We start from the raw sequence: 2,048 nt of genomic DNA, 5'->3' as shown, positions 1-2,048 counted from the left end.
GGTTGCTCAAGGGTGGAATATCAATAAAATAGGTGCCTGTCGGCACGAGGCAATCTGATGTTAGTACAGCGACCACCTGTGGTTGCGGGGAAAACATCATCAAGGATTGAGTCGTGGCGGTGGGTGGTGTTTGGCACACTGTTGGGTCCTGAAACAACAACAAAACCACCCCCTGTGGGGTGGGAGTGTTGTTGCTTTCTGGTTTCCTGCACACAACCAAACCGGTCGTTGTGCGACACACAATTTTTTTGTGTGTTGTGCGTGGTTGGGGATGGTGTGTGGTGGGGTTGTTGTTTGAGAACTACATAGTGAACGCGAGCATCTTTATAAAGAAGCAATTTCTTTGAGATAATTTGAACCTGGATCTGATGCTGTTGAGCCCTTTTGGGGTTTGGTGGTGTTGGTTTTCATGGTTCTCTCGATAGTGTTTTGTTGACCGCATGTGTGTGGTCAAGTTTTTAAGGGCACACGGTGGATGCCTTGGCATTAGGAGCCGAAGAAGGACGTAGGAATCTGCGATAAGCCTCGGGGAGTTGATAACCAAACTTTGATCCGAGGGTGTCCGAATGGGGGAACCCCGCTACCCGTCGCAAGGCGAGGTGGTGACCTGCATCTGAATATATAGGATGTGTGGAGGGAACGTGGGGAAGTGAAACATCTCAGTACCCACAGGAAGAGAAAACAATAGTGATTCCGTTAGTAGTGGCGAGCGAACGCGGAACAGGCTAAACCGTGTCATGTGTGATAGCCGGCGGGCGTTGCATGGTGCGGGGTTGTGGGACTTACCGATCCAGTTCTGCCGGACTGGGAAGGGGAATGGTGCATGTATAGGTGAACGGTTTTGAATGGCCGACCGTAGAGGGTGAGAGTCCCGTAACTGAAATGCAGTGCACTCCCTTGGGTGAGTATCCCAAGTAGCACGGGGCCCGAGAAATCCCGTGTGAATCTGTCAGGACCACCTGATAAGCCTAAATACTACCTAATGACCGATAGCGGACAAGTACCGTGAGGGAAAGGTGAAAAGTACCCCGGGAGGGGAGTGAAATAGTACCTGAAACCGTGTGCTTACAATCCGTTAGAGCAGGCGTGCACCCTTGGGTGTAGTTGTTCCTGTGATGGCGTGCCTTTTGAAGAATGAGCCTGCGAGTTAGTGTTACGTCGCGAGGTTAACCCGTGTGGGGAAGCCGTAGCGAAAGCGAGTCTGAATAGGGCGAGTTTAGTGGCGTGATCTAGACCCGAAGCGAAGTGATCTACCCATGGCCAGGTTGAAGCGCGTGTAAGAGCGCGTGGAGGACCGAACCCACTTCAGTTGAAAATGGAGGGGATGAGCTGTGGGTAGGGGTGAAAGGCCAATCAAACTTCGTGATAGCTGGTTCTCCCCGAAATGCATTTAGGTGCAGCGTTGCGTGTTTCTTACCGGAGGTAGAGCTACTGGATGGCTAATGGGCCCTACAAGGTTACTGACGTCAGCCAAACTCCGAATGCCGGTAAGTCAGAGCGTAGCAGTGAGACTGTGGGGGATAAGCTTCATAGTCGAGAGGGAAACAGCCCAGACCACCAACTAAGGCCCCTAAGCGTGTGCTAAGTGGGAAAGGATGTGGGATTGCTTAGACAACCAGGAGGTTGGCTTAGAAGCAGCCATCCTTAAAAGAGTGCGTAATAGCTCACTGGTCAAGTGATTCCGCGCCGACAATGTAGCGGGGCTCAAGTACACCGCCGAAGTTGTGGATTTCAAACAGTACCCAAGCCAGGTTTTCCTGGTTCAGGGGTTTGGAGTGGTAGGGGAGCGTCGTGTGGGCATTGAAGCCGCAGTGTGAACTAGCGGTGGAGCCCACACGAGTGAGAATGCAGGCATGAGTAGCGAAAGACGGGTGAGAAACCCGTCCGCCGAATGATCAAGGGTTCCAGGGTCAAGCTAATCTGCCCTGGGTAAGTCGGGACCTAAGGCGAGGCCGACAGGCGTAGTCGATGGACAACGGGTTGATATTCCCGTACCGGTGAAGAACCGCCCATATTGAACCAGTGATACTAACCGCCCAAACTTTACA

General features: G+C 52.3%; 1 rRNA gene. It reads left to right on the top strand.

The features are described 5' to 3' along the window. Positions 1-448: 448 nt before the first annotated feature. Positions 449-2,048 (top strand): 23S ribosomal RNA (locus AAGW05_RS18440); the annotation flags it as partial.

The sequence above is a fragment of the Arthrobacter sp. LAPM80 genome, assembly GCF_046736435.1.
Classification (GTDB): Bacteria; Actinomycetota; Actinomycetes; order Actinomycetales; family Micrococcaceae; genus Specibacter.
This window is presented reverse-complemented; position numbering and strand designations above follow the sequence as displayed.